At 69.0% G+C, this 23,344-nt stretch carries 23 protein-coding genes; 10 read left to right on the forward strand and 13 right to left on the reverse strand.

Annotated elements, in window-relative coordinates; translation table 11 throughout:
- The first annotated feature begins 15 nt into the window (after positions 1-15).
- Positions 16-1,413: an MFS transporter gene (locus FHR33_RS40940; RefSeq protein WP_183659479.1), complete on the forward strand. Its 1,398-nt coding sequence runs from the start codon at positions 16-18 to the stop codon at positions 1,411-1,413.
- An 83-nt stretch (positions 1,414-1,496) separates the two neighbouring features.
- On the opposite strand, the gene FHR33_RS40945 is transcribed toward FHR33_RS40940, so the two are convergent.
- Positions 1,497-2,732, reverse strand: a complete 1,236-nt coding sequence (locus tag FHR33_RS40945; protein WP_183660603.1) for a bifunctional alpha/beta hydrolase/OsmC family protein — start codon at positions 2,730-2,732, stop codon at positions 1,497-1,499.
- A gap of 106 nt (positions 2,733-2,838) precedes the next feature.
- On the opposite strand from FHR33_RS40945, the gene FHR33_RS49385 reads away from it, so the two are divergent.
- Positions 2,839-3,087, forward strand: a complete 249-nt coding sequence (locus FHR33_RS49385; protein ID WP_221241442.1) for an SMI1/KNR4 family protein — start codon at positions 2,839-2,841, stop codon at positions 3,085-3,087.
- Positions 3,088-3,214: 127 nt separating this feature from the next.
- Positions 3,215-3,682 (forward strand): hypothetical protein, encoded by a 468-nt coding sequence (locus FHR33_RS49390; protein WP_221241443.1) that lies wholly within the window; start codon positions 3,215-3,217, stop codon positions 3,680-3,682.
- Between the two features lie 117 nt (positions 3,683-3,799).
- On the opposite strand, the gene FHR33_RS40955 is transcribed toward FHR33_RS49390, so the two are convergent.
- From FHR33_RS40955 to FHR33_RS40985, 7 genes are all read right to left on the reverse strand, one after another.
- Positions 3,800-4,963, reverse strand: coding sequence for a M6 family metalloprotease domain-containing protein (locus tag FHR33_RS40955; RefSeq protein WP_183659481.1), 1,164 nt, complete (start codon positions 4,961-4,963; stop codon positions 3,800-3,802).
- 13 nt (positions 4,964-4,976) lie between these two features.
- A complete protein-coding gene (locus FHR33_RS40960) occupies positions 4,977-6,212 on the reverse strand; it encodes an alpha/beta fold hydrolase (RefSeq protein ID WP_183660658.1) in 1,236 nt (411 codons plus the stop codon).
- Positions 6,209-7,240 (reverse strand): ABC transporter ATP-binding protein, encoded by a 1,032-nt coding sequence (locus tag FHR33_RS40965; protein ID WP_312895967.1) that lies wholly within the window; start codon positions 7,238-7,240, stop codon positions 6,209-6,211. Before FHR33_RS40965 ends, FHR33_RS40960 begins: the two co-directional genes overlap by 4 nt.
- Entirely contained in the window at positions 7,237-8,034 is a 798-nt protein-coding gene (locus FHR33_RS40970; RefSeq protein ID WP_183659483.1) for an ABC transporter ATP-binding protein, read from the reverse strand. The genes FHR33_RS40965 and FHR33_RS40970 overlap by 4 nt, the downstream gene beginning before the upstream one ends.
- Positions 8,031-9,026 (reverse strand): ABC transporter permease, encoded by a 996-nt coding sequence (locus FHR33_RS40975; protein WP_183659485.1) that lies wholly within the window; start codon positions 9,024-9,026, stop codon positions 8,031-8,033. Before FHR33_RS40975 ends, FHR33_RS40970 begins: the two co-directional genes overlap by 4 nt.
- Complete coding sequence (locus tag FHR33_RS40980) at positions 9,023-9,808, reverse strand: ABC transporter permease (protein WP_183660605.1); 786 nt, start codon at positions 9,806-9,808, stop codon at positions 9,023-9,025. The genes FHR33_RS40975 and FHR33_RS40980 overlap by 4 nt, the downstream gene beginning before the upstream one ends.
- A 135-nt stretch (positions 9,809-9,943) precedes the next feature.
- Positions 9,944-11,617: an ABC transporter substrate-binding protein gene (locus tag FHR33_RS40985; RefSeq protein ID WP_183659487.1), complete on the reverse strand. Its 1,674-nt coding sequence runs from the start codon at positions 11,615-11,617 to the stop codon at positions 9,944-9,946.
- 131 nt (positions 11,618-11,748) lie between these two features.
- On the opposite strand from FHR33_RS40985, the gene FHR33_RS40990 reads away from it, so the two are divergent.
- Entirely contained in the window at positions 11,749-12,681 is a 933-nt protein-coding gene (locus FHR33_RS40990; RefSeq protein WP_183659489.1) for a LysR family transcriptional regulator, read from the forward strand.
- Here FHR33_RS40990 and FHR33_RS40995 read toward each other — a convergent pair.
- The 4 genes from FHR33_RS40995 to FHR33_RS41010 form a co-directional block, all read right to left on the reverse strand.
- Positions 12,651-13,442 carry a hypothetical protein gene (locus FHR33_RS40995; protein WP_183659491.1) on the reverse strand — a complete coding sequence of 264 codons (792 nt, stop codon included), beginning with the start codon at positions 13,440-13,442 and terminating at the stop codon, positions 12,651-12,653. The two genes, FHR33_RS40990 and FHR33_RS40995, sit on opposite strands and share 31 nt — an antisense overlap.
- A gap of 17 nt (positions 13,443-13,459) precedes the next feature.
- On the reverse strand, positions 13,460-14,083 hold the full coding sequence (locus FHR33_RS41000) for a LuxR C-terminal-related transcriptional regulator (protein ID WP_376773306.1): 624 nt from the start codon (positions 14,081-14,083) through the stop codon (positions 13,460-13,462).
- 63 nt (positions 14,084-14,146) lie between these two features.
- A complete protein-coding gene (locus FHR33_RS41005) occupies positions 14,147-15,532 on the reverse strand; it encodes an alpha/beta hydrolase (RefSeq protein ID WP_183659493.1) in 1,386 nt (461 codons plus the stop codon).
- 191 nt (positions 15,533-15,723) lie between these two features.
- Positions 15,724-16,515: an arginase family protein gene (locus tag FHR33_RS41010; protein ID WP_221241444.1), complete on the reverse strand. Its 792-nt coding sequence runs from the start codon at positions 16,513-16,515 to the stop codon at positions 15,724-15,726.
- Positions 16,516-17,358: 843 nt separating this feature from the next.
- Here FHR33_RS41010 and FHR33_RS41015 point away from each other — a divergent pair.
- A complete protein-coding gene (locus tag FHR33_RS41015; protein WP_183659495.1) occupies positions 17,359-17,877 on the forward strand; it encodes an ATP-binding protein in 519 nt (172 codons plus the stop codon).
- A 234-nt stretch (positions 17,878-18,111) separates the two neighbouring features.
- Here the strand turns inward: FHR33_RS41015 and FHR33_RS52985 are convergent, their stop codons facing one another.
- Entirely contained in the window at positions 18,112-18,741 is a 630-nt protein-coding gene (locus tag FHR33_RS52985; protein WP_312895969.1) for an AraC family transcriptional regulator, read from the reverse strand.
- A gap of 126 nt (positions 18,742-18,867) precedes the next feature.
- Between FHR33_RS52985 and FHR33_RS41025 the strand changes: the two genes are divergently transcribed.
- The 5 genes from FHR33_RS41025 (at position 18,868) to FHR33_RS41045 (ending at position 23,340) form a co-directional block, all read left to right on the forward strand.
- Positions 18,868-19,170, forward strand: coding sequence for a tyrosine-type recombinase/integrase (locus tag FHR33_RS41025; protein ID WP_183659497.1), 303 nt, complete (start codon positions 18,868-18,870; stop codon positions 19,168-19,170).
- Between the two features lie 960 nt (positions 19,171-20,130).
- Positions 20,131-21,132 (forward strand): hypothetical protein, encoded by a 1,002-nt coding sequence (locus FHR33_RS41030; protein ID WP_183659499.1) that lies wholly within the window; start codon positions 20,131-20,133, stop codon positions 21,130-21,132.
- Between the two features lie 98 nt (positions 21,133-21,230).
- Positions 21,231-22,001, forward strand: a complete 771-nt coding sequence (locus FHR33_RS41035) for a replication initiator (protein ID WP_312896032.1) — start codon at positions 21,231-21,233, stop codon at positions 21,999-22,001.
- Positions 21,998-22,198, forward strand: a complete 201-nt coding sequence (locus FHR33_RS41040) for a helix-turn-helix domain-containing protein (protein ID WP_183659503.1) — start codon at positions 21,998-22,000, stop codon at positions 22,196-22,198. The genes FHR33_RS41035 and FHR33_RS41040 overlap by 4 nt, the downstream gene beginning before the upstream one ends.
- Positions 22,195-23,340: a tyrosine-type recombinase/integrase gene (locus FHR33_RS41045; RefSeq protein WP_183659505.1), complete on the forward strand. Its 1,146-nt coding sequence runs from the start codon at positions 22,195-22,197 to the stop codon at positions 23,338-23,340. The genes FHR33_RS41040 and FHR33_RS41045 overlap by 4 nt, the downstream gene beginning before the upstream one ends.
- Positions 23,341-23,344: the final 4 nt, after the last annotated feature.

A 23,344-nucleotide genomic window follows, 5' to 3' on the forward strand; every position in this document is an offset into this window, starting at 1 on the left:
GCGGAGGAGAGTGCGATGGCCGAGGTCGTTGCGGAGAAGCGTCGGCGCATGGGAGCGCCGCCCGCCCGTGGGATCAGCGCGAACGATCCGGCCCCCTACGGGTGGGCGCCCCTGGTGGTCCTGTTCCTGGTCGGCCTGGTCGACAGGGTCGAGCACAGCCTGCTGTCCGGCGTCCTGCCGCTGCTCCAGCGGGAGTGGGGGATCAGCGACACCGCCGCGGGGTCCATCCCGACCGCCGCCGCCATCGCGGCGGCCGCCGTCGCGCTGCCCGCCGGCTACCTGGCTGACCGCTACAGCCGTACCCGCATCATCGCCATCGTCGTCTTCTGCTGGGGGCTGGCGACGCTCGGCTCCGGGCTGGCCGTCGGGTTCGCGATGTTCTTCGCCATGCGGGTCTTCCTCGCGGCCGCCGAGAACATCGACAACCCCGCCTCGGGCAGCCTGCTGGCCGACTACTACCCCCCGCTCACCCGCGCCAAGGCCTACGGCCTGGTACGCATCACCACCTACCTCGGTGGCCTCGGCACCGCGCTCGGCGGCGTGCTGGGCCAGGCGATGGGCTGGCGTGCCACCTTCATGATCATGGCGATCCCCGGGGTGCTGACGGCGCTGCTGGTCTGGTGGCTCAGGGAGCCCTCGCGCGGCTTCCTGGACCGGGTGATCGCCCGCGACTCCGCCCAGCCGCAGCCCGTGCCCGACGCGGTCGGTCCGCGTCCCGAGGAGGTGGAGGGCGTCGCCGCCAGGCTGACCGGCCGCCTGCGCTTCGGCAGGCAGTTCCGCGACGTGCTGAAGATCCCCACCCTCACCATGGTCTGCGTCGGGCTGATGGTGCTCACCCTCGGCCTTGCGGGCATCGCGTTCTGGATGCCGAGCCTGATGGTCAGGGGCTACGGCGTCAGCCCCGGCGCCGCGGCGTCGCTGGCCGGCCTGATCAGCGTGGCGGGCGTCGTGGGCGGCACGCTCATCGGGGCCTGGCTCGGCAGGCGCATGCACGCCACCCGCAAGGGCGGCAGGCTGCTGGTCGGCGGCACCGGCATCACGCTGGGCTCGCTGACGCAGGCCGCGGCCATCTCCATGGACTCCCTGACCATGCTCGTGCTCCTGCTGCTGGCCTCCTCGCTGCTGTCGGCGATGGCCATCCCCAACATGACCGCCTCGCTGGCCGACGTGGTCGGCGCCGACTCTCGAGGGCTCGCCTTCGCCGTGCTCCAGCTCTTCATCGCGGCGGGCGCGGCGTTCGGGCCGCTGGTGGTGGGCATCTCCTCCGACAGCAGCGGCTCGCTGGTGACCGCGATGTACATCCTGGTCGTGCCGATGGTGCTGGGCGGGCTGCTCTGCCTCGCGGCGCGCGGCTTCTTCGAACGCGACGCCCAGAGGGTCCTCGACGCCGCTCGTGAGGAGGCGGGCCGATGACCGGGATCGCGCGGGACCGCGTGGTGATCGTCACGGGCGCGGCGAGGAGAGGTTCGACGCCCATTAGATTCTAGAAGCGAGCTCTAAGAATCGCCAGGCGCTTCCACCGTCTCGATGACCACCTCCGACGTGAGCGTGCGATGCACGGGGCACTTGTCGGCGATCTCGAGGAGCCTGCGGCGCTGCTCCTCGTCCAGCGGGCCTTCCAGCAGGATCTCCCGCTCGATCTTGTCCAGCGTTCCGGCCTCGGTCTCGCAGTCGGCGCAGTCCTTGGCGTGGATGCGCCTGTGGCGCAGCCGTACCGTCACCCCCTGCAGCGGCAGCCGCTTGCGGTCGGCGTACATGCGGATGGTCATGGACGTGCACCCGCCCAGCGCGGCGAGCAGCAGGTCGTACGGCGTGGGCCCGGCGTCGGCGCCGCCCACCGAGAGCGGCTCGTCCGCGGTGAGCCGGTGGCGGCCCGCGGTGATCTCCTGGGCGTAGCGGCCGACCTCCCTGACCTCCACGACCCCGTCAGGCTGCTCGGACGGCGGCGCGGCGGGCGCGTCCACGTAGCGGCTCGCCCAGGCGGCGATCACGGTGGCCGCGTAGGCCGAGTCGGCGTCGGCGCTCAGGAGATGGTCGGCGCCGTCGAGCGAGACGAACGACTTGGGGTGGCGGGCGGCCTCGAAGATCGTCCGGGCGTGGTCGACGCCCACGATCGCGTCCGTGGGCGCGTGCATGACGAGCAGCGCCCTGCGCAGGTTCGCGATGCGCTCGCGCTGCGGCTGGGAGGCGATGTCGTCAAGGAAGGCGCGGCTGACGCGGAACCTCCTGCCCGCCAGGCTCACCTCCGCCGCCCCTGTGGCCTCGACCTCCAGGGGAGCGTCGGGGAACAGCCCCGCCACATGGGAGGGATCGGCGGGCGCGCCGATGGTCACCACCGCCCGCGACTCCTGGATCCTCTCCGCTGCGGCCAGGATCGCCGCCCCGCCCAGCGAGTGCCCGATGAGCAGGGCAGGCGGCGCGAGGGTGGCCCGCAGGTGGTCGGCGGCCCTGACGAGGTCCTCGATGGTGGAGGTGAAGTCCGTGTTGCCGAAGTCGCCGCCGGAATGGCCGAGCCCGGTGAAGTCGAAGCGGAGCACGGCGATGCCGAGCCCGGCCAGTCCGCGGGCGATGCGGGAGGCGGCGTGCACGTCCTTCCCGCAGGTGAAGCAGTGCGCGAACAGCGCGACCGCTCTGGGCGGGCCTTCGGGCAGCTCCAGCCTGCCCGCCAGCGGGGTACCGGCTGATCCGGTAAAGGTCACGCGTTCGCTGCGGATCTGTCCGCCCTGTCCCATCACAGGGGAGAGCCTAGGCAATGGTGCGCGACAGGGCGTCGCTCGCCTCGTCCGCCGTAGGCCGCGGCCGATCTCGGGGCGTGGGGCCTCGGTAGACTCGCGGGCCATGACGACGATCGACGATCTGGTCGCTCTCGTCCCGCCGCCGACCGAACCGGTCGACGCGCGAGGCGACTGGCATGAGGTCGAAGCGGCTCTCGGGCTCGCGCTGCCCACCGACTTCAAGGCGCTCATCGAGCGATACGGGCTCGGCCAGTTCGTCGACCACATCACGCCGCTCACCCCGTTCGGCGCCCACGGCCCTGCTGATCGAGCGCGCTCAGGGACTGCTCGGCAGAGAGCGGCCCTTCCGTGAGAAGTATCCGGCCGAATGTCCTTACCCCTTCTATCCCGAGCCCGGCGGGCTGCTGGAATGGGCCGGCACGGACAACGGCGACGCGCTGTGCTGGCTGACCGAGGGAGAGCCCGACGACTGGCGCGTCGTGGTCTGGAATCCACGCGCCGTCGCCTACCACGAGCACGAGGCAGGCGCGGCGCGCTTCCTCCACGGCTGGTTGGGCGGGCGGATCTCCACGCGGATCCTGTCCGACGAGTTCAGGCAGGCGGGGCTGTGGTTCGAGCCGTTCCGCGTCCGCGAGCACGTCACCCTGACACTGTCGGACAGCGCGCTGCCGTACGACGAGCGGCTGCGGATCCTGCGCGAGGCGCTCGCGCCCACGGAGCACAGAGGCGGCTACGAGGACGAGGACGGCGACAGGCAGGACCACTTCGCCGCCACGCACCTCGGGTGGCGCCTGACCTACGCGTCGGACTTCGACCACCAGATCCTGGCCGCCTTCCCGCCCGAGGACGAGCAGCGGGCCAGGGTCACGCTGTACGACACCGCTCGCCGTATGGGCTGCAGGGTACTGTCGGCCACCACGCGCCTCGGAGAGCCCGTCTGGACCTAGCGGCGCCTGCTTGGCGTCATGGCGGCCGATCCAGAACCTCGGGCGTAGCGGCCGCCCGGCCAGCGAGATGATGACTTGCAGCAAGCGCGGAGAGTCGCTCCACGTGGGTGACAGGGGTTACGCGCGAAGCCGCTCGACACGCACGACGTCGCCCCTGACCTCGACCCGCACCTTCGCCGACCCGTCGGTGAAGACCTCGCCCGAGCCGTAGGCGCCGTCGTCGAGGGCGTGGCAACCGGCCGAGGGGATGGCGTCGGGCTTGGCGTCCATCACGTGGATGGACCCCTCGCCCGTGGCTACCGCCGAGTCGATCTTGTAGATCACCATCCCGCCCGAGCACGCGCTTCCCTTTCGCGACTCGATCGCGTAAGCGCTCGTCTCGCCCGTCTTGACCACGACGAGCTTGCGCCCGCCAGGCCGCTCGACGGGGGTGAGCCGGTAGCTTCCGCCAGAAGCGGGCACGCACGCCACCTGGCCGTCGGAGATCCAGCCGAGCTTCCACGCGTGCCACGCGAAGGGCTGCGGCGACGGGCCGCTGATCAGCCCCATCACGTCCCAGCCGCCGACGAAGCGGTGGTGGTCGGGTCCGGCGAAGGAGTAGAGGTCGGGCAGGCCGAAGATGTGGCCGGTCTCGTGCGCGAGCACCTTGTGCCCCCAGCGCCACATGTCCTGGCCGAACGTGACGCCCCACTTCACCTCGGCGCCGTCGGCGACCACGCCGCTCTGGGCCGGGTCCCACAGGTAGGTCGGTGAGAAGGTCACCGCCGCGGCGTTCCGCGAAGGGACGATGTAGACGATGTCGTAGAGAGAGAAGTCCACGTCGGCGTCGGCCGCGGCCACCGCCTGCCGGACGTAGAGCCGGTGCTGTTCGTAGCTGATGCCCCTCTCGAAGCCGTAGGTGGTGCTGTCCTGCGGCATTCTGAACCACTTGCGCACGGGGGTGATGCTCAGCCGCGCCTTGCCGTACGACGCGGCGGCGAGCCACTGCTGGGCGGGCGCGAAGTGATCGGCGTACTGCGCGGTGCCGCCCTCGGCGGCCGCGTCGGGGAAGTCGACGAACAGCATGACGGACCTGATCCGGCCGGTCGCGGCGCGGAACTGCCGGTGGTCGGTGTCGTGGCCCTCGTCGGTCCAGCCGGTACGGCCGGGCAGAGCGCAGTCTGCGGCGCGGGCCTTGGTGGCGTGGGGCTCGGCGGCGTGGGGCTCGGCGGCGTGGGCGGCCGCGGGGAGAGCGAGGACGGACGCGGCGAGCGCGGTCGCCAGCACTAATGGACGCAACATCGTCGGAGGCCTTTCAGATCGCTAGTTCCATGAGACGGGCGAGCACCCGCTCGCCCGAGGCGGTGACCCCGTCGTGCTCCCACTCGTTGGTGACCCAGGCGCGCACGTTGCCGACGGCCTGAACGGTCTCCAGTGACAGGCCGGCGTCGACGTACATATCGTCGTGGTAGACCACGGCTGCGACCGGCACCTGGTTGGTGGCCAAACGGTCGAGGTCGTAGAGCGCGGGCCAGTCCTCCACACGGGCGAGCCGGTCGGCGGCCTCGGCGAAGGGGCGCAGCGCCGCCACCTCCTCGAACATCCAGGGGTAGATCATCTCTCCGGTGAACAGCAGGGAGTCGGCGGCACGGCCGAAGTGGGGGAAGTCGGCCAGGGCCCGCTCGGCCGCCCAGGCGGTGGGCTTGGCGCCCTGGCCGTAGATGCTCTCCTGCAGCACCGCGAAGAGCGGGTTGCCGGTGAAGCCGGTGAGCTGCATGACCTGGTAGAGGAAGTCGTGCGACAGCTCGTCGCCGTCGAAGGCGTCCTCGACCAGCCAGTGCACCCGTTCGAACCCGTTCCCCATGCCGAAGGCCAGGCCGAGCGTCCTGAACCTGTGCGGGGTGAGCAGGTCGCCGTCGGGCAACCTGACCCCGCCCTCGTGCAGCCGGTCGAGGATGCGCCTGACCCGGCCGGTGTCGGCGGGATAGCGGGAGTAGTACTGCCTGACCTTGGCCGCGACCCTCGGGTAGGTACAGGCGTAGACCTCGTCGGCGGTAGCGGTCAGGCCGGGCAGCCCGCCTGTGACGTAGCAGGCCTTCAGCGCCTCGGGCGCCGTCGACAGGTATGTCATCGTCAGGAAGCCGCCGTAGCTCTGGCCCAGCGTCTCCCACCGCTCGACGCCGAGCCGCCGGCGGATCAGCTCGCAGTCGGCCACGATCGAGTCGGCCCTGAAGTGTCGCAGGTACCCGGCCAGGTCGCCGACCCGCTCGGGGGTGCGCGGGGTGGCAGGGGTACTGCGGCCCGTGCCGCGCTGGTCGAGCAGCAGCACCCGGTGCGTCCTGAGGGCGTGACCGAGCCAGCCGTCCGCGCCCAGCGGCCTGGGCGAGCGACCACCGGGACCGCCCTGCAGGTAAAGCAGCCATGGCAGGTTCTCCCTGGCCCGCGCGGCGTCGGCCACCTCGCGGGCGAACACCTCGATCGAAGGGCCGCAGGGATCGGCGTGGTCGAGCGGGACGGGGAAGACGTGGTCGGCCAGGTGAAGCCTGGTCACGGGGCTCCTTTCGCCGGGCGCGGACCCGCTCGTCGGGCTCCGTCGCGGGAGAGACCGAGAGAGGTGTCGAGGGGGAAATGACAGGCGACCCGATGGCCGGGCGCGCCTTCTGCCAGCGTGGGCCGCTCCAGCGCGCATCTCTCGGCCGCTCTCGGGCACCGGGTGCGGAAAGGGCAGCCGCTGGGCGGGTTCGCAGGGCTGGGCAGGTCACCGGAGAGCACGACGCGGGGCCTGGCCCGCTCGATCCTCGGGTCGGGGATCGGTACCGCGGCCAGCAGCGCGGCCGTGTACGGGTGCGCTGGATGAGCGAACAGCTCGTCACGGTCGGCGATCTCCACGACCGTGCCGAGGTACATCACCGCGATCCTGCCGCACACCTGGCGCACGGCGCCGAGGTCGTGGGCGATGAACACGTAGCTGAGCTCGAACTCCTCCTGCAGGTCGCGCAGCAGGTTGAGGATCTGCGCCTGTACGGAGACGTCGAGTGCGGACACCGGCTCGTCGCAGACGACCAGCTTCGGGTGAAGGGCCAGCGCGCGGGCGATGCCGATCCGCTGGGCCTGGCCGCCGGAGAACTGGTGCGGCAGCCGTTCGGCGTGCTCCGGGCGCAGTCCCACCCGTCGCAGCAGCTCGGCGATCTGGCCTGGCTCGGGCTTGAGGCCCTGGTAGCGGAAGGGCGCCGACAGGATCGCCTCGACGGTCATGCGGGGGTTCAGCGAGGAGAACGGATCCTGAAAGATCATCTGTAGGTCGCGGCGGACCGGACGCAGGGTGGCCTCGCCCATCGTGGTGATGTCGCGCCCGTCGAAGCGGATCGTGCCCCCGGTCGGCTCGGCCAGCCGGGTGATCAGCCTGGCCGTGCTCGACTTGCCGCAGCCCGACTCGCCGACCAGGCCGAGCGTCTCGCCCCGCCGTACGGTCAGGGAGACGCCGTCGACCGCGGTCAGGTGGCCGGTGACGCGGCGGGTCAGTGGGTGGCGCATGGGGAAGCGCTTGACCAGGCCTTCGGCTTCCAGCAGGGGGGTCACAGGGTCTCCAGACGGTCGGGCACGGGCCGGTCGATCCTGGGGACGGCGGCCAGCAGGCGGCGGGTGTACGGCTCACGCGGGTCCTCGAACAGCGCGTGCACCTCGCCGCGTTCGACGGCCCGCCCGCCGTACATGACGACGACCTCGTCGGCCGTCCCCGCGACCACGCCGAGGTCGTGCGTGATCAGCAGGACGGCGGTGCCGTACTCCGCGCGCAGCGTGTCGAGCAGGGCGAGGATCTGCGCCTGCACGGTCACGTCGAGCGCGGTCGTCGGCTCGTCGGCGATGATCAGCTCGGGCTCCAGGCACAGTGCCATCGCGATCATCACGCGCTGCCGCATGCCCCCGGAGAACTGGTGCGGGTAGTCGCGGGCGCGCCGCTCCGCTTCGGGGATCCCGACGCGATCCAGCATCCGGACCACGATCGCCCGCGCCTGCTTCCTGCTGGTACGGCGGTGCGCCCGGTAGGCCTCGGCGATCTGGAAGCCGACCGGGTAGTAGGGGTTGAGCGACGACAGCGGATCCTGGAAGATCATCGCTAGCCGGTCGCCGCGCAGCCTGCGGACGGCCCGCCGGTCGCTCCCGAGTAGTTCCTGGCCGTCGAACCAGATCTCACCGCTGGTCGTGGCGCCGTTGAGCAGCCCCATGACGGCGAGGCTGGTCACCGACTTGCCGCAGCCGGACTCGCCGACCAGGCCGAGCACGCGTCCTCGTTCCAGGCTGAAGGACAGGCCGTCCACGGCCCTGGTCTCGCCGAAGGAGACCCTGAGGTCCTTGACGTCGAGCAGTGTCATGAGGCCCCCAGCCTGATCCGCGGGTCGAGCACCGCGTAGAGCAGGTCCACGACCACGTTCGCGAAGACGATGAAGGCCGCGGCGAACAGCGTCACGCCGAGGATCACCGGCTGGTCCGAGCTGTTGATCGCGTCGGCGGCCAGCTTGCCCACACCGGGCAGGCCGAACACCGACTCGGTGATCAGCGCGCCACCGAGCAGCGCGCCGAGGTCCATGCCGAAGACGGTCACGATCGGGGTGAGCGTGGGCCGCAGCGCGTGGCGCCGTACGACGGTGCGTTCGGGCAGGCCCTTGGCCCGGGCGGTGCGGACGAAGTTCTGGCTCAGCACGCCGATCAGCTCCGTGCGCGTCAGCCGGGCGTACATGCCCGCGTAGAGCGCGGCCAGCGCGATCCACGGCATCAACATCGAGGCGAACCAGCCGGCCGGATCCTCCAGCAGGCCGACCGCCCTCGGATACGGCAGGACTTCGAACACCACGACGAGGAGGTACTGCAGGACGAGCGCGGTGAGGTAGATCGGCAGCGAGATGCCGCCGAGCGCCGCGCCCATCGCGGTCCTGTCCCACCACGAGCCTTTGCGCAGCGCGGCGAGCACCCCTGCGCCGACGCCGACGAGCAGCCACAGCACGGCGGCGCCGACCGCGATGGACGCGCTCACCGGCAGTCTGCTGACCAGGAGTTCCTGCACGGGCACGTTGGTCTGGAAGCTGAAGCCGAGACAGGGAAAGGGACACTCGACCGCGGTCGATCCCGTGCCGTAGGTGCGCCCGGCGAAGATACCCCGCACATACGAGGCGAACTGCTCGGGGATCGGCGTGTCGAGGCCGAGCTGGTCGCGGATCTGCTCGATCCGCTCGGGGGTGCAGGCCTTGCCGCACGCCTTCTGCGCGGGGTCGTCCGGCGCGATATAGAAGATCGTGAAGGTGAGCGCGCAGATGACCAGCAGGATCGCGGCGGCCGCGCCGAGTCGTTTGAGAAGATAGACGATCATCGGAGGTCTCCGAGCGCGTCGCCGACCACGTTGAACGCCAGCACGGTGACCAGCAAGAACAGGCCGGGGACGAGGAAGTAGACAGGATCGGCCGCGTACCAGGGCACGGCCGAGGCGATCATCTGGCCCCACGAGGGCGTCGGCGGGCGCACCCCGACCCCCAGGAAGGACAGGCCCGCCTCGGTGGCGATGTAACCGGGGATCGACAGCGTCGCCACGACCAGGATCGGCCCGGTGAGGTTGGGCAGGACCTCCCTGAACAGGATCGCCCTCCGGGTCGCGCCCAGCACCCTCGCGGCCTCGACGAATTCCCTGCCCGCCAGCGCCATGGCCTGGCCGCGGACGATCCTGCCGATGTACGGCCAGCCGAACAGGCCGAGCACGGCGACCAGCATCAGCTCCCTGTTGCCGTCGGGGGCGACGGACATGAGCGCGATCATGAAGATCAGGCTCGGAAAGGACATCAGCAGGTCCATGAGGCGGCCGATCACCATGTCGGCCCAACCGCCCTGGAATCCGGCGACGAGGCCGAGCACGGTGCCGATCGTGGTGGCCAGCAGGGTGGCCAGCAGGGAGATCAGCAGGGAGAGGCGGGCGCCCCAGACGACGCGGGCGAGCACGTCGCGGCCCGTGGCGGGTTCGACGCCGAGCGGGTGTTCGGCGCTGATACCGCCCCACGGACCCTTCGGCAGGCCACCCAAGGCGGGGTCGATCGCCTCGGGGTGGAACTCGGTGGGCGACTGACCGGTGAGGGCGGTGATCAGGGGAGCGCCGAGGGCCATGAGCACGAGGAGCGCGATGACCGTGACACCGGCGGTGGCGGCGCGGTCGGCCAGGATGCGCCGGGCGAGCTGGCGGGGCCGGTGAGACGGCGACGGCGGGTTCGGCCACCGGTATGTCGCCCGCCCGGATGAGCGTCATCGGGCACTCTTGAGGCCGACCGTGGCGAGGTCGACCCGCCCGACGAAGGCGACGTGCCCGTAGGCGCCGGTCACGTTCCCCCCGGTGAGGAAGGCCGACTTGTCCCACAGGAACGGCACGACCGGCGCGTCCCGCATGATCCGGGTGGCCAGTTCGCCGTAGGCGGTCGCGGCGGCGGCGGCGTCCGTCATCGCGGCGATCTCGTCGAAGCGCTTGTTGACCTCGGTCGAGTCGTAGTGCGCCCGATTCTGGTTGCCCTGCTTCACGATGAACCGTCCGTCGAGGACGTTCGGCAGGTATGTCGAGGCTCCCGTCCAGTCCGGCGTCCAGCCGTCGATGACCAGGTCATGCTGCTGACTGGCGTTGCCGACCGTGCTCCAGAACGCCGACGAGCTGATCTCATTGATCTTCACCCGAATGCCGGCCCGGCCGAGCGAGGCCTGGATCGCCTCACCTTGCGCCTTGCCGCCGGGCGTGGCAGGGGCGTCGAGGACGAGGTCGATGCCGGAGGCGAACCCCGCCTCGGCGAGCAGCGCCTTGGCCTTGGCCACGTCGGCAGGGTACGGATCCTCCTTGCGGTGGCCAGGGATCGCCGGCGGCAGGAGGGCGGTCGCGATGTCACCCGCGATGGGCCCGCCGCGCACGGTGCGCAGCGCCTCCTTGTCCAGCGCGTAGGCGATCGCCTGCCGTACCTTCACCTGGTCGAGCGGCTTCCTGCTGGTGTTGAGCGAGAGGAACCTCGTGTTGATCGACTCGCCGGTGACCAGGCGTTCCTTGAGCGCCGGGTTGGTGAGCACCTGGGCGACGGAGGCGGCGCCGATCGGCTCGAACTGCACGGCGTTGGCGTCCTCGCCCTGTCCCGCGATCATCCGCTGGTCGATCACGGCGGGATCGAGGTTGAGGTCGATGACGATGCGGTCGGGAAGTCCCTTGCGCACGGTGTCGGTCGAACGGTCCCAGTGCTCGTTGCGGACGAGTTCGATCCGCTTCTTCGGTTCGAACTTCTCGATCTTGTATGGTCCCGAGGAGAAGGGACGGTTGTCGTAGGCGACGCCGGCCTCCTTGTCCTTGGGCACGGGCGCGAAGAACGGCATCGAGACGGCCGAGCCGAAGTCGGCGACCGGCCTGTTCAGCCGGAACACGATCGTCCGGTCGTCGGGTGTCTCGATCGACTTCAGCCCCTCTCCGTTGAGCGGGCCCTTGTACGTGTCGCCGCCCCGCAGCCACATCCGCGCGTACGGCGGGCCCTCGGGGAACTCGGGGGCGAAGGTGCGCTCGACGCCGTACTTGATGTCCTTGCTGGTGATCGGGCGCCCGTCTTCGAACTTCACGCCCTCCTTGAGGGTGAAGGTCCAGGTCCTGGCCCCATCGGTGGGAGTGCCGAGATCCGTCGCCAGGTCGGGGACGATTTCGCCCCCCGCGGGACCGGGCGCCGCGGCGTTGGTGGTGAGCGTGCGGTAGATCAGCCTGCCGACGTCCATCGAGGAGGTGACGTAGTTGCGGGCCGGGTCCAGATGCTCGAGGTCAATGCTGGCCAAGACGTGCAGCACGCCGGCCTTCGCGCCAGCCGTGCCCTGCGGAGCCGCAGCCGTACCACCGCCCTGACCGCAGCCGCTCGCGACACCGGCGAGACCGATCATGAGCGCGACCAGGACACGTTTTCCTGACATGTCGCTCCACCTTCCGTTGCGCATCACTGCCATATGAAATGGCACACATCGTTATGGGCCTCCCGAGTGGGTCGATAGTCATCCATCCGTTCACCAGGACGAAAGCTCCTATTTCCCCATAACATTGGGTTATGGACTTGGAGATTCGGCACCTGCGCGTCATCTGCGCCATCGCCGAGTCCGGCAGCCTGACGCGAGCCGCCAAGACGTTGCGGCTGTCCCAGCCCGGCCTCACCGCGCAGCTCCGCCGCATCGAGACCATGCTCGGCGGCACGTTGTTCGAGCGGGCCCCGCAGGGCGTGCGGCCCACCGCGTTCGGCGAACTTGTGCTTGCCAGAGCGCGAGCCGTCCTGCCCGCCATCGACGACCTGGTCTTCGGGCTCCGCGCGCCCGCCCCGAACAGGGCGCTGCGGATCGGCACGGTGAACGCGCCGCTGCTGGCCGGGCTCCTGGCGTGGCTCGACGCCGCCCAGCCCGAAGCTGTGGTCACCACCGTCACCCGCGGAGCGTCGACCCGGCTCGTCGAACTGGTCGAGGCCGCCCAGCTCGAGCTCGCGGTCGTGGGCGACTGCCCCGGCTTCGAGCTCGCGGCCCGCCCCAGCGTCGTCATGCAGCCGGTGGCCACCGAACCGGTCTTCGCGATGATGGCCGTCGGCCACACGCTCGCGGAGAAGACCGAGGTCACCCTCGCGGAGCTGGCCGCCGAAGACTGGATCGCGCCACCGCCCGACGACGACCGGATCAGGGAGTACTGGGCGACGATCTTCCATGACGCGGGGCTCACCATGCGGGTTCGGCACGAGGTGGAGGGGCCGGTCCTGCTCGACCTCGTGCTCGCGGGGCGGGGAGTCAGCCTGTGCCAGGCGACCTCCCGCCAGTTGCCCGGTCTTGCGATCAGGCCGATCGCCGGCAACCCCCTCTGGTACCGGCACCTGCTCGCGTGGCACCGCGACGGACCTTTCACCGCGGAAGCCGCCGAGGTCATCGAGCACGCCCGGCGCGCCTACGACGAGGCGAGCAGGCGCAACGACGCCTACCCTGCGTGGCGGTGGCCCCGTTCCTGATCAGGTCCTGCGGTGGTTGCGGCTGCGGTCGGCATCTGGATGTCGGGGAAGGCCTGTCCTGTCGACAGCCGTTCGATGAGGGTTCGTACGGCCTCCTTCCTACCGTTCGTCCCTGCCCAACGACTCACCTGGCAGGCGGCTTCGGCGTACAGCTGAGGATCCGCTGACGCCGCGCGCAGCCAGTCCTCGAGCATGACAGGCAAGGGCCGTCGGGAGTCGAGCAGGCAGCGGTCGCCGGTCGGGGCGAGGTAGCGGGGGTCGTCGCTCACCAGGACGGCCAAACCCTCATCGAACCACTGCGGAACTTCGGCGCCACTGAGACGGGCGTGAAGTTCCACGTGGGCCAGTTCGTGCGCGGCGATCACGGGATGGACGCCGCGTGGAGACAGCATCACTGACCGGTTGAGCACGGCGATGCCGCGTTCGCCGCCGCCGCCGATCCTGCGGTAGCAGTTGTCGGACAGGCATACGAGGATGTCCGGAGAGCTTTTCCGCCCGCGGAAGAAGTCACCTACCCGCTTGTTCGCCTGTTCGATGGCCTCAGTCACGTGCCGGCGTTGGGCCGGCACGAGGCTGGGTTCGGCGTACAGGCCGGGCTGGAGCCGCTCCAGGCCGTAACAGCCGGGGCAGGTGGTGGCCGCGACGGACGGAAAGGCGGTCGCGGTTAGCGCCACTGCGGCGGTGAGGAGGACCGCGGTGACCGTGCCCGCGATCCACCAGCCTTTCCGGCGGCGGCTTGTCTCCCGTTGGATCAAGGGCATGTGAACCTCCTTGAAGGTCAGGTGTCTGAGTAGCGCGGGGCTAGGCCGTGCTCGTAGGCATAGATCACGGCATGCACCCGCGTGGGCAGTCCGAGTTTCCGAAGGAGATTCGCGACGTGTGTCTTGACCGTGCCTTCCTCGATGGTCAGCGCTTCGGCTATGTCCGCGTTGCTCAGCCCGCGAGCCAAGTGACGGAGCACCTCGAGCTCACGAGTAGTGAGCCGCTGTTGCGCGCTGGTGGCGGACGCGGGCGACAGTCTTGCGAAGCGGTGGATCAGCCGGGTGGTGACCTGAGGGTCCACCAGCCCGTGTCCGCGGTGCAGCGCTCGCACCGCCTCCAGGAGCAGTTCGGGGTCGCTGTCTTTGAGCAGGAACCCCGAGGCCCCCGCCTGGAGTGCGCCAAAGAGGTACTCATCGGTGTCGAACGTCGTCAGCGCGAGCATCCTCGGCGGAGCTTCCACGTCGGCCAGCTGCCGGATCGCGGAGATCCCGTCGACGTACGGCATCCGCAGGTCCAGCACCACCACGTCGGGGCGTCGCCACAGCACCTGGTGCACGGCCTCGGCTCCGCGGCGGCGAGGCCGGCGCCCGCCAGGAGGGGGAGCCCGGGCTGCGGCGGCTTGCCGTCGAGCATGGCGAATACGGTGAGCGTGGCCGTGGCCGCGAGCACGAGTAGGCCCTCTCTTGCGTACACAGCGGCAACGCTACTTCGCCGGTCCGCAGGCGGCGCCGCGCGGCGGCATCTGGCCTGTGGCCAGGTAGCGGTGCACACGCTCGCGTACGCACGGGTGGCCGGAGAGGTACAGCGCATGCCCGCCGACGGCCGGCAGGAAGCGGGCCCCGTTAAGCTGGGCGGCCAGCCGGCGGCCGTCCGCGGTGGGGGTGTTGTCGTCGTACTCGCCGCCCGCGATGAGCACGGGCGGCAGGCCAGGCGCCTTGATGGGGTGAGGCGCGTACGTCCTGGTCGGTGGGAGGCCGGCGCAGTGGTTGGCCATCAGCCACACGGCCCGCCACCCGATGTGGGGCGTATCGCGACGCAGGACGTCCTCCAGCTTCTTAGCCTTTCCGTAGCCGGGATAAGGCAGATCCGCGCAAAGGATGACGCGCGACAGGTCGGGGTCCGGAGCCCCTTCCACCTTGGCGAAGAACGAGGCGTCACCGGCCTGCGCCCGCGCGAGCCCGGCGGCCAGACGCTCCCAGGTGGCCTCGTAAGTGAAGCCGGCGCGGGAGGCGATCTGAGTGTCGCTGACGCCTACGCCGGGACCAGCTTCGGGGGCGGGGATGGGCTCGCGGCGGGCCTTGGCCATCACCTCGTCCCAGACGGCCACCGGATCCTTGTCGTGCAGCGCGCAGGCGGCGGTGCTCTGACACCAGGCGGCGAAGCGCTTGAAGTTGGCCTCCAGTGCCTTGGCCCGTGGCTGGAGCCAGGTGCGTAGGTCGGGGGTGGTGTGGTCGAAGACGCTGTCGAGGTACATCCGGCCGACCTTGCGGGGGAACAACTCGGCGTAGGCCTGCCCGAGTACGGTGCCGTGCGAGTTGCCCAGGTAGGTCAACTTGGCCTGTCCCAGGGCCCTTCTCATCGCCTCCATGTCGTGCGCGATCTGCCAGGAGTTGAGGCTTCCCGACAGCGGCCCGGCCTCATTGGCGCATGCTTGCCCGAAAGCACGGTTCTTCGCAGCGTACGCGTCGTATGCGTCCTTGTTCGGAAACACCCACTCGGTGGCGAACGGTGCAGGGATAGGGCAGTTGATCACGCTGGACTTGCCGAACCCTCGCGGGTCGAAAATCACCACATCGAACCATTTGGTCAGATCCGCGAAGGACTCCTTCGCCTGACGGAGAAGCGCGATCTGCTCGCCAGGCCCACCGGTGTTGACCAGCAGCACGCCCTTCTTGACGGCCTGATTCTGGGCGGGCAGCTTGGCGAGACCGATCGTGACTTTCTGCCCTGATCGGCGGGACCAGTCGGCCGGCACCTGGATCTGTGCGCACTGCAGACCGTCTCCGCAGTCCTGCCATGACAGCGGCGTGGTCGTGACCGGGGCGACGGCGGTGACCGCGCCGATGACGAGTGAGGCAACGATGTTCATGCCGGAAGGATGGACGTGGCCGTCCCGTCCACGCGTCCCCCTTTCTGCATATCTTTTGCCGGGGAGCGACAGGGGGTGTCAGAAGCTGTCTTTGATCCTCGTAAGGATCTTGGATCACGCTCGGAGCAAGCCCGAAGACATCACCTCCGTCGCGAGAAGGGCCGATGGAGGCACCGAGGACAAGTCGACCGTCAGCGCGTCAGCGCGGTGCCCAGCAGGCGGATCACCTCGGCCTCGTAGGGGTTGACGTCGTCGTTGGATGGCGCGTGTTCGGTGATGGCTGCCCCGATGATGTCGTCCACGTGGGAGATGAGGTCGATCAGTCGCTGCGGCTGCACGCCGTTCGGCTCCGGATAGCAGGTCGCGCCAAAGGCGGTGGGCTCCAGGACGTCGAGGTCGATGTGGACGTACACGGGGCCGCGCAGACCGTCGAGTGCGCGCTCCAGGTCGTCGACGCCATACCTGCGCAGGCCGGTCTTCGTGAGGTACTCGTGCTCGGACGCGTCACCCGCTCGCTCACCAGTGATGATCACCTGATGTGGTGCCAGTGGATGCTCCAGGGTGAGGCCGGTCGGCCCGTCTCCGAGCAGGGCGCGCACCACCATCCCGTGGAAGGCGCCCGATGGCAACGTCTGCGGGCTGTAGACGTCCGGGTGGGCATCGATCCACAGCACCGTCAAGGCGTCCCCATAGCGGGTATGGGCAGCGGCGATCGGCGGGATGTCGACCGCGCAATCGCCGCCGATAGTGATCACCCGGTCGTCGATGCCGACCAGTGCCCTCTGCGTCAGCCGCTGGTTCTCCACGAGCACGTCGTACGCGCGGACCCCGGCGGCCTTGTCCCCGCCCGTTTCGAGCACCGGCACGGTCACCACCGTGTCGGCCGGAACGAGCTCGGCGGCGCGGCGAGCGCCGGCCATCAGCTGCGGCGCCTTGCTCGACGCCGATCCTTGCCATTGGGGTACGCAGAGTACAGCCGTCATGCGGCGACACTACGAGATGCAGGAATACAGGGTCTAGATCGATCTCCTGCTCCATCACGATGGCAGGAATCCATCCAGAACCGAGGGGGTCGGCGCCGGTCCCGACGACGGACACATAAGCGTTGTAGCGGTCGGGGTTGCCGCCTCGCGCGCGTCGATCTTGCCGAGCAGCCAGGTGCCCGGGTCCTGGCCACGCATGCGCCGCGCCAGTTGGGGGTGGAGGTGTCGGTCAGGCGTCTGGTCATCACGTCGCTCATCGGCCCGGTACACGCGCCATTCGGAACTGGTGGGGCGATGCCCGTAGTCGCGCCCGCGACATCCTCATGCGCCGAGGAGGCCAGCGCCACCACCGGCGATGACCAGGCCGACCACATCCACGGCCAGTCCGCGCTTGCGGTCGGGCACCTTCTTGCCCGCGTCCCTGCCAGTCGTGCCGGCGGGAACCCCGGCCGCCGCACGCAGCTCTGTGTGTCCGGCACGGCTGGTTGCGGCCGCACATGGGAGTACGGGCGCCAGTTCGCGCCATGCGCCGAGCTCGCCACCCACCGCGTGATCGACTCAGAGGCGAGCGCCTGACGTGCGCCGGGCATGCCGTCGACGCCCGCAACCGCGGTGCCCGCATGGGCCGGTCACGCCCTGACTTACTCCTCTGACGCCCCATCCGGCACGTGTAGCCATGTGAACCCCATCGATCTCGGTCAGACGGGCCACGGGTAGGTCGGAGTTCTCGAACGGGGGAGTCGAATAGGTACCCAAATGGGGGTTTTTCCCGCTCCCCTCGCGCCATGCCTGCGCGCATGCTGACGTTGAGGTCATAGTCCAGCCGATAGACGAGGATCGAGAATGGCATCCCAGTTCTCAGCACCGGCGATCACGCCCGCCTGCGGACGCCGGCAGTCCCAGGCGGACGGCCTCGGCCGGCTCATCCGAGACGGCCTCGCCGCCGTCGCCCGCGCCCTCGCCTGGCGCGCGTCAGCGGGCGGTCGCGCCCATACGGCTTCGTGGAGACTGGCGCCGGAGCTGGTCTCGGTGCCCAGGAGCCGGCGCCTGACCCGCGCCAGGGTGGCGCGTTGGGGACTGCGCGACCAGACCGCCGAGCTACTGGTCAGCGAGCTCGTAGCCAACGCGGTGCGTCACGGGAGAGGCCCGGTCCTGCTCACTCTTTCTGCCCAGGACGGCCTGCTGCGCTGCGAGGTCGAGGACGCCGGAGACACGTTGCCCGAGATGCGCCCGGCTCTCGAGGGCGATGAGAACGGGCGCGGGCTCTTCCTGCTGGACCTGCTGTCTTGCTGCTGGGGCGCCAACCGCACGCCCGCGGGCAAGGTCGTCTGGTTCGAACTATCGGTCATGGAGCCCGCATGATGCGCAGGACCCAGGTGCGCAAACCCCACAACCCGGACGCCGCCTCTGATCTGCGGATGCCGTCAGGACAGCCGCTGCCGTACTGACATCCTCGTCATCTTCCTCCTGCCCACTTGGCAAGAGTGGGCAACGGATTCCCCGTTAAGGGCTGGACGGGGTCGCTGCAGTGGATCTCGTCCAGCTCCGGCCACGATGCCGCCCGCCGCCCGCCGCTCGCGTCCCGTCGCTTCGCAGTCACGTCCGGCAGTTCGTGCGGCACTCGGTGGGGTTGACTCCGTGGAAGCGCTTGAAGGCCGTGCTGAATCCGAACGCGTCGGCGTACCCGACCTGGTGGGCGACCGCGGCGACGGTCGAGGTCGACTCGGCCAGCAGATCGGCGGCCAACGTCATCCGCCAGTCCTTCAGATACGTCAGCGGCGGCGTGCCGACCACCTTGACGAACCGTTCGGCGAGCGTGGTCCGCGACACGCCCGCCGTGTCGGCCAGCGCGGCCAGCGTCCACGGCCTGCCGGGCGCCGCGTGCATCGCACGCAGCACCGGGCCCAGCGTCTCGTCGTGCCATCCGACGGGGGCTGCGGGCTGCTGGTCGAACCAGGCACGCAGCGTGCACACCAGCAGCCAATCGAGCAGCCGGTCCAGCACGACCTGCTGACCGGACGCGCACGAGGCGGATTGCGACGCCAGGAAGTCTCGCATCGCCGTGCAGTCGTCGCCGTCCGGCAGCACCAGCATCGGCGGCAGTATGTCCAGCAGCCGGTGTGCCACGGCCCCGCGCACGTTGTACGCCGCGACGAGTAGGACAGTGTGTTCGTGCGAGTGGGCGGTGAACGGTCCGCGCACGATCACCGTCTCACCGACGCGCACGCATCGAAGAACGATAGATCGTCTAGCCGGACTGTCACCCACCTCCCCGGGCCGGATCTGTCACGGAGGTCCTGAGGCCTGACGAAGAGCTTCGGAGTCTGGTCTCGTGACCCATGTGACAGACCGTTGCGCAACGTCTTCTGCCGTCAGGACGGCACCCCGCTCGACCGGTGGCAGGTGCGCCGGGAGTTCCAGAAGATCGCTATGTTGGCGGAACTCGGTGAGGACTGGAGTCCCCGCGAGCTGCGCCACAGCTTCGTGTCCATCCTGAGCGCGCATGATGTTCCCGTGGAGGACATCAGCGATCTCGTCGGGCACGTCAGTACGCACGTGACGGAGACGGTCTACCGGCACGAGATCCGGCCCGCGCTCACCAAGGGCGTACAGGCCATGGACAAGATCCTGAAGAGGCGGAGCCGGTCCGTGTGACCGGGTGGCTCCCCGTTTGGCTCCCGAAGATCGAAAAAGGGGCTCCGGAGAATCTCCGAAACCCCTGCCGACCAGCGATAATCTGGTCGGGACGACAGGTTTTGAACCTGCGACCCCTTGACCCCCAGGCAATGCAGGCGGGGGCGGAATCATGGGCTCCACCTGCTCCCACCTGCGCCTACGGTCCCGAGTGATCCACTGTCGTCCGTTACCGTCTGAGGCGGTTGTCACTCAGTTCGTCACTCAGAAGTCCACGCACGGCGGGCTTGTCAAAGTCTTTCTCTGATCGCTCAGCATCGTCCACCTACCACAGATTCTTCTCGAAGGTGTACACGGACCAGCCGTTCCCCGACCGGACCACACCCTGCTCGGCATAGTCGTCCACGTCCTACCCGTCCCCGTCCTGCCCCTCCGGGACGCACTGCATCGCAGCCCCGGGAGTCTACGTGTGTTCTTTCGCCCCTTGCGCGTCCCGCTCTGAAGACCTCTGGGCCGAACCTCGTACATAGACCCGCTCGATACGCCACGGGGCCTCCTCGACACTCGGTGAGGCCCGTGGCCATGATCAGGAGGTCTTCTGATGGTCCCGCTCGCGGTGACACTTTGGGTGTTATGTTGGTTCTACGGCGATACCGGTCGGCGGTCTGTGCTGAACTTCCCGGCCAAGGCACTCAGCGGGCAGGCAAAGATCCGGTTGGCAGGCAACGCATTTGCAGGTAGCAGCTCGCACGCCGTTAAGAACTAGGCCGGGTGGTTCGCGATTGGGAATGCGATGCTCCCTCACATGCCTCTCCAGGCCCTAGCCAACGCTGGAACCTCGACGCCACGAGTTATTGCCGTGGTGCTTGCCCACGTTCCATTGCTGCTCGTAACGCTCGTGCTCACACCCATGCTCCTGATCTACGCATTTATTCCTTCGCAGAGACGCGCCCTGCTCTGCTGGGTACAGCAGCTCCGCAGGTGGAGTTCCGACATCCTGAATCGCTGCCTGAGCGAAACAAGATCATGAAGCGGCAGCCGAGCAACGAGAAGCGTCGCGCCGCTGCGCGTGCCCTGTTCACCGGAGAGCCCTACAGTCGTGCCCTAGCCGAGGTTCGTCTGCTGGACCTAGAGGAACCTCCTATTCCTGGGGCTATCAACCCCAACCAAGAGCTCCTCGAGGCACTCGTGCTGCTGGCGATTCGCGAGGGAAGGACCAGCTACCTCTACACCGGCAGACTCGGGGACGGTCCGGCAGGCGGTCGCGATCGACTGATGATGATCTCCTATGTGGTGCCGCGAAGCAGCTCCATCGAGCTTCACGTAGACCCTCTGTATGCACGCGCCCTCTGTTCGGCGCTGCTGCCCAACGTGTACAACAACGAGGTCAGAGGCATCCCTGGGCTGCGGGCAGAAGGTCTTGAGCGACGGGTGCGCCTCTACTGGCCTGACCGCCCTGGCGAGATCATTCTTGGTGGTGTTCCCAAGTCGGTGTGGCGGAAGGCGCTGGAAGAGGAGCTTCACAGCTATGACGACGGGGCTGCTTTCCCGTGGGAGACGCATCCCAAGTCGCTGACTCCCAGCGAGGTGCTGGAGCGCGAGCGCGCACATGAATGGCAAGCATCCAGTGCGTGGCTCCCGAGCGGACTTCTGAGGCGACTTGGGATCTTCTTGCTGGGAGAGCAGTGCCCCGTCTGGGTGGATGCCTGGGATAGTGGGCGATCGGCTGGGGACGGGATCTACCTCATGCTCGAATGGCCCAAAGGTCCAACTGTCGAGGACATTCGTGAAGCGCTGCTTGACGAGTTGTGCGGACTCCCTCTAGTGCAAAACAAAAGGGATACCCGCCGGACTCTCCTAAGGCATCGGTCCAGAAAAGCACTCGGACGATTGGTCTTGCGGGGGATTCAAGCGGTGGACGGTGAGATTAATCCGAAGCTCACGCGGATGAAGAGCAGATCAGCGTCAGCCGAAGTGACGTGACCCCCGAGCAAGTCCTGGACGGACGTACGCCAAGATCAACGTGAATGCGGCGATGCACTGTGCCGTGATCCAGGGCAACGGTCAAGCGATGGCGCGGCCTGGTCCACTTCCACGCGATCATCCGCCTTGACGGCGCTGACGGCCCGGATCAGTCACCGCCGGACTGGGCTGATCACCACCTACTGGCGCGAGCGGTCCCTGTCGCCGCCCGATCCGTGAAGCTGCTGTCGCCTGCCAGCGAGCTGGGCCGGTGGACGCTCGCGTGGGGTGAGCAGCTCGACATCCGCCCGATCCTGCTCGACCCGTGTGCCGAGGGGTTGAGCGAGCGGGCGGTGGCGGGCTACATCGCCAAGTACGCCACCAAGGGTGCCGAAGCCTCCGGCACCATCGACCACCGCTTGTCCTGCTCGGCCTGCCGTGGGCGGGGCCGGATGAGCCTTATGGCCGCCTGCGGGTTATGCCACGGGACCGGTCTCAAGCCCGGCCTGCACCTGGAGGCGCTCCCGGTCAGCGAGCATGCCCGCCGTATGATCCGGACCTGCTGGGACCTCGGCGCACGCCCTGAATACAGGGCGCTGCGGCTACGGCCATGGGCGCACATGCTCGGCTTCCGCGGCCACTTCTCCAGCAAGAGCCGCGCCTACTCCCTCACCCTCGGCGACCTCCGCACCGCACGCGCCCGCCATCGCTCCGACCAAGCCCGCCAGCAGCACGGCTTGCCCCCGCTCGACGACGCCACCACCCTCGTCCTCGGTCACTGGCGCTTCGCCGGAATCGGCTACACCCCCGGCGAAGCGATCATCGCCGAGCACATCCGCCAGCGCGTCCAGACCGCTCGCCAGATCGCCGCAGAGCGGGAGGAGTCATGACCGCGCCCGCCCTGATCCACTCGCGGCGGCTCTACCGCGTGTGCGAGGCCATGCGACTGCTCAGTCTGAGCCGCAGCGTGATCTACGAACTCATTCGATCGGGCCGTCTGCGCTCGGTCACCCAGGGCCGGACCCGGCTGATCCCGGCCTCGGCCATCGACGACTACATCGCCCTACTCGAACGGGAGGCGTCATGACCGCACGACGTAGCAGGGGAGACGGCGGCCTGCACTGGGACGAGCAACGGCAGCGCTGGATCGCCTCGGTGACGGTTGGCTACACCCCGGCCGGAAAGCGCATCGTCAAGAAGGTCAGCGGCAAGACCAAGACCGAAGCCAAGGCCAAACTGAAGGAGATCATCCGCGATCATGATGACGGTCTGGCCAGCGGTCCTGCTCACTACACGGTCGCCGAGGCCGTGACGAGCTGGCTCACCTACGGTCTCCACGGCCGTGATCCCAACACGGTGGCCAACTACCGCACGCTCTGCGAGAAGCACGTCATCCCCGATCTGGGCGCGCGAAAGCTGCGGGAGCTGAGTGCTGAGGATGTCGACAGGTGGCTGATCGGCAAGGCCAAGGTGTTGAGCACGCGCACGGTTCGGCTCCTGCATTCCTGCCTCAATCGGGCGGTGAAGTTCGCCCAGGCGCGTGACAAGGTCAAGCGCAACGTCGTCGGCCTGTCCGAGATCCCCGAAGGGAAGGAGGGACGGCCGTCCAAGTCGCTCACTCTGGACCAGGCGGTGGCCGTCGTGCAGGCGGCCGAGGGAGCCAGGATGTATGCCTACGTCGTCCTCTCGCTGCTGATCGGCGCTCGGACGGAGGAACTGCGAGCGCTGGTCTGGGAGGAGGTGCATCTCGTCGGTGCCCCGGACAAGGACATCCCGCCGTGGATCGCCGTGTGGCGGTCGGTGCGTGCGGGTGGTGACACCAAGACCCGGCGCTCACGACGCTCTCTGGCGCTGCCCAAGCGGTGCGTGGAGGCGCTCGAAGCGCACCGGGCGCAGCAGCAGAGGGACAAGGCTGAGGCGGGCAAGAAGTGGAAAGATCACGACCTCGTCTTCGCCTCACTCGTCGGTACTCCACTCGACGCGCACAACGTGCGGCGGGCGTTCCGGAAGATCGCCAAGGACGCGGGCCTACGCGCCTACTACTGGACGCCGCGCGAGATGCGGCACAGCTTCGTCTCGCTGCTCTCGGACTCGGGCGTCCCGTTGGAGGAGATCGCGCGGCTCGTCGGCCACAGCGGGACGGCCGTCACCGAGGCGGTCTACCGCAAGCAGATTCGCCCGGTCCTGCTCGGTGGAGCTGGGGTGATGGACGAGATCTTCACCCGATAGTCAC

Origin of the sequence: Nonomuraea dietziae, assembly GCF_014195505.1 — a bacterium.
Taxonomy (GTDB): Bacteria; Actinomycetota; Actinomycetes; order Streptosporangiales; family Streptosporangiaceae; genus Nonomuraea; species Nonomuraea roseola.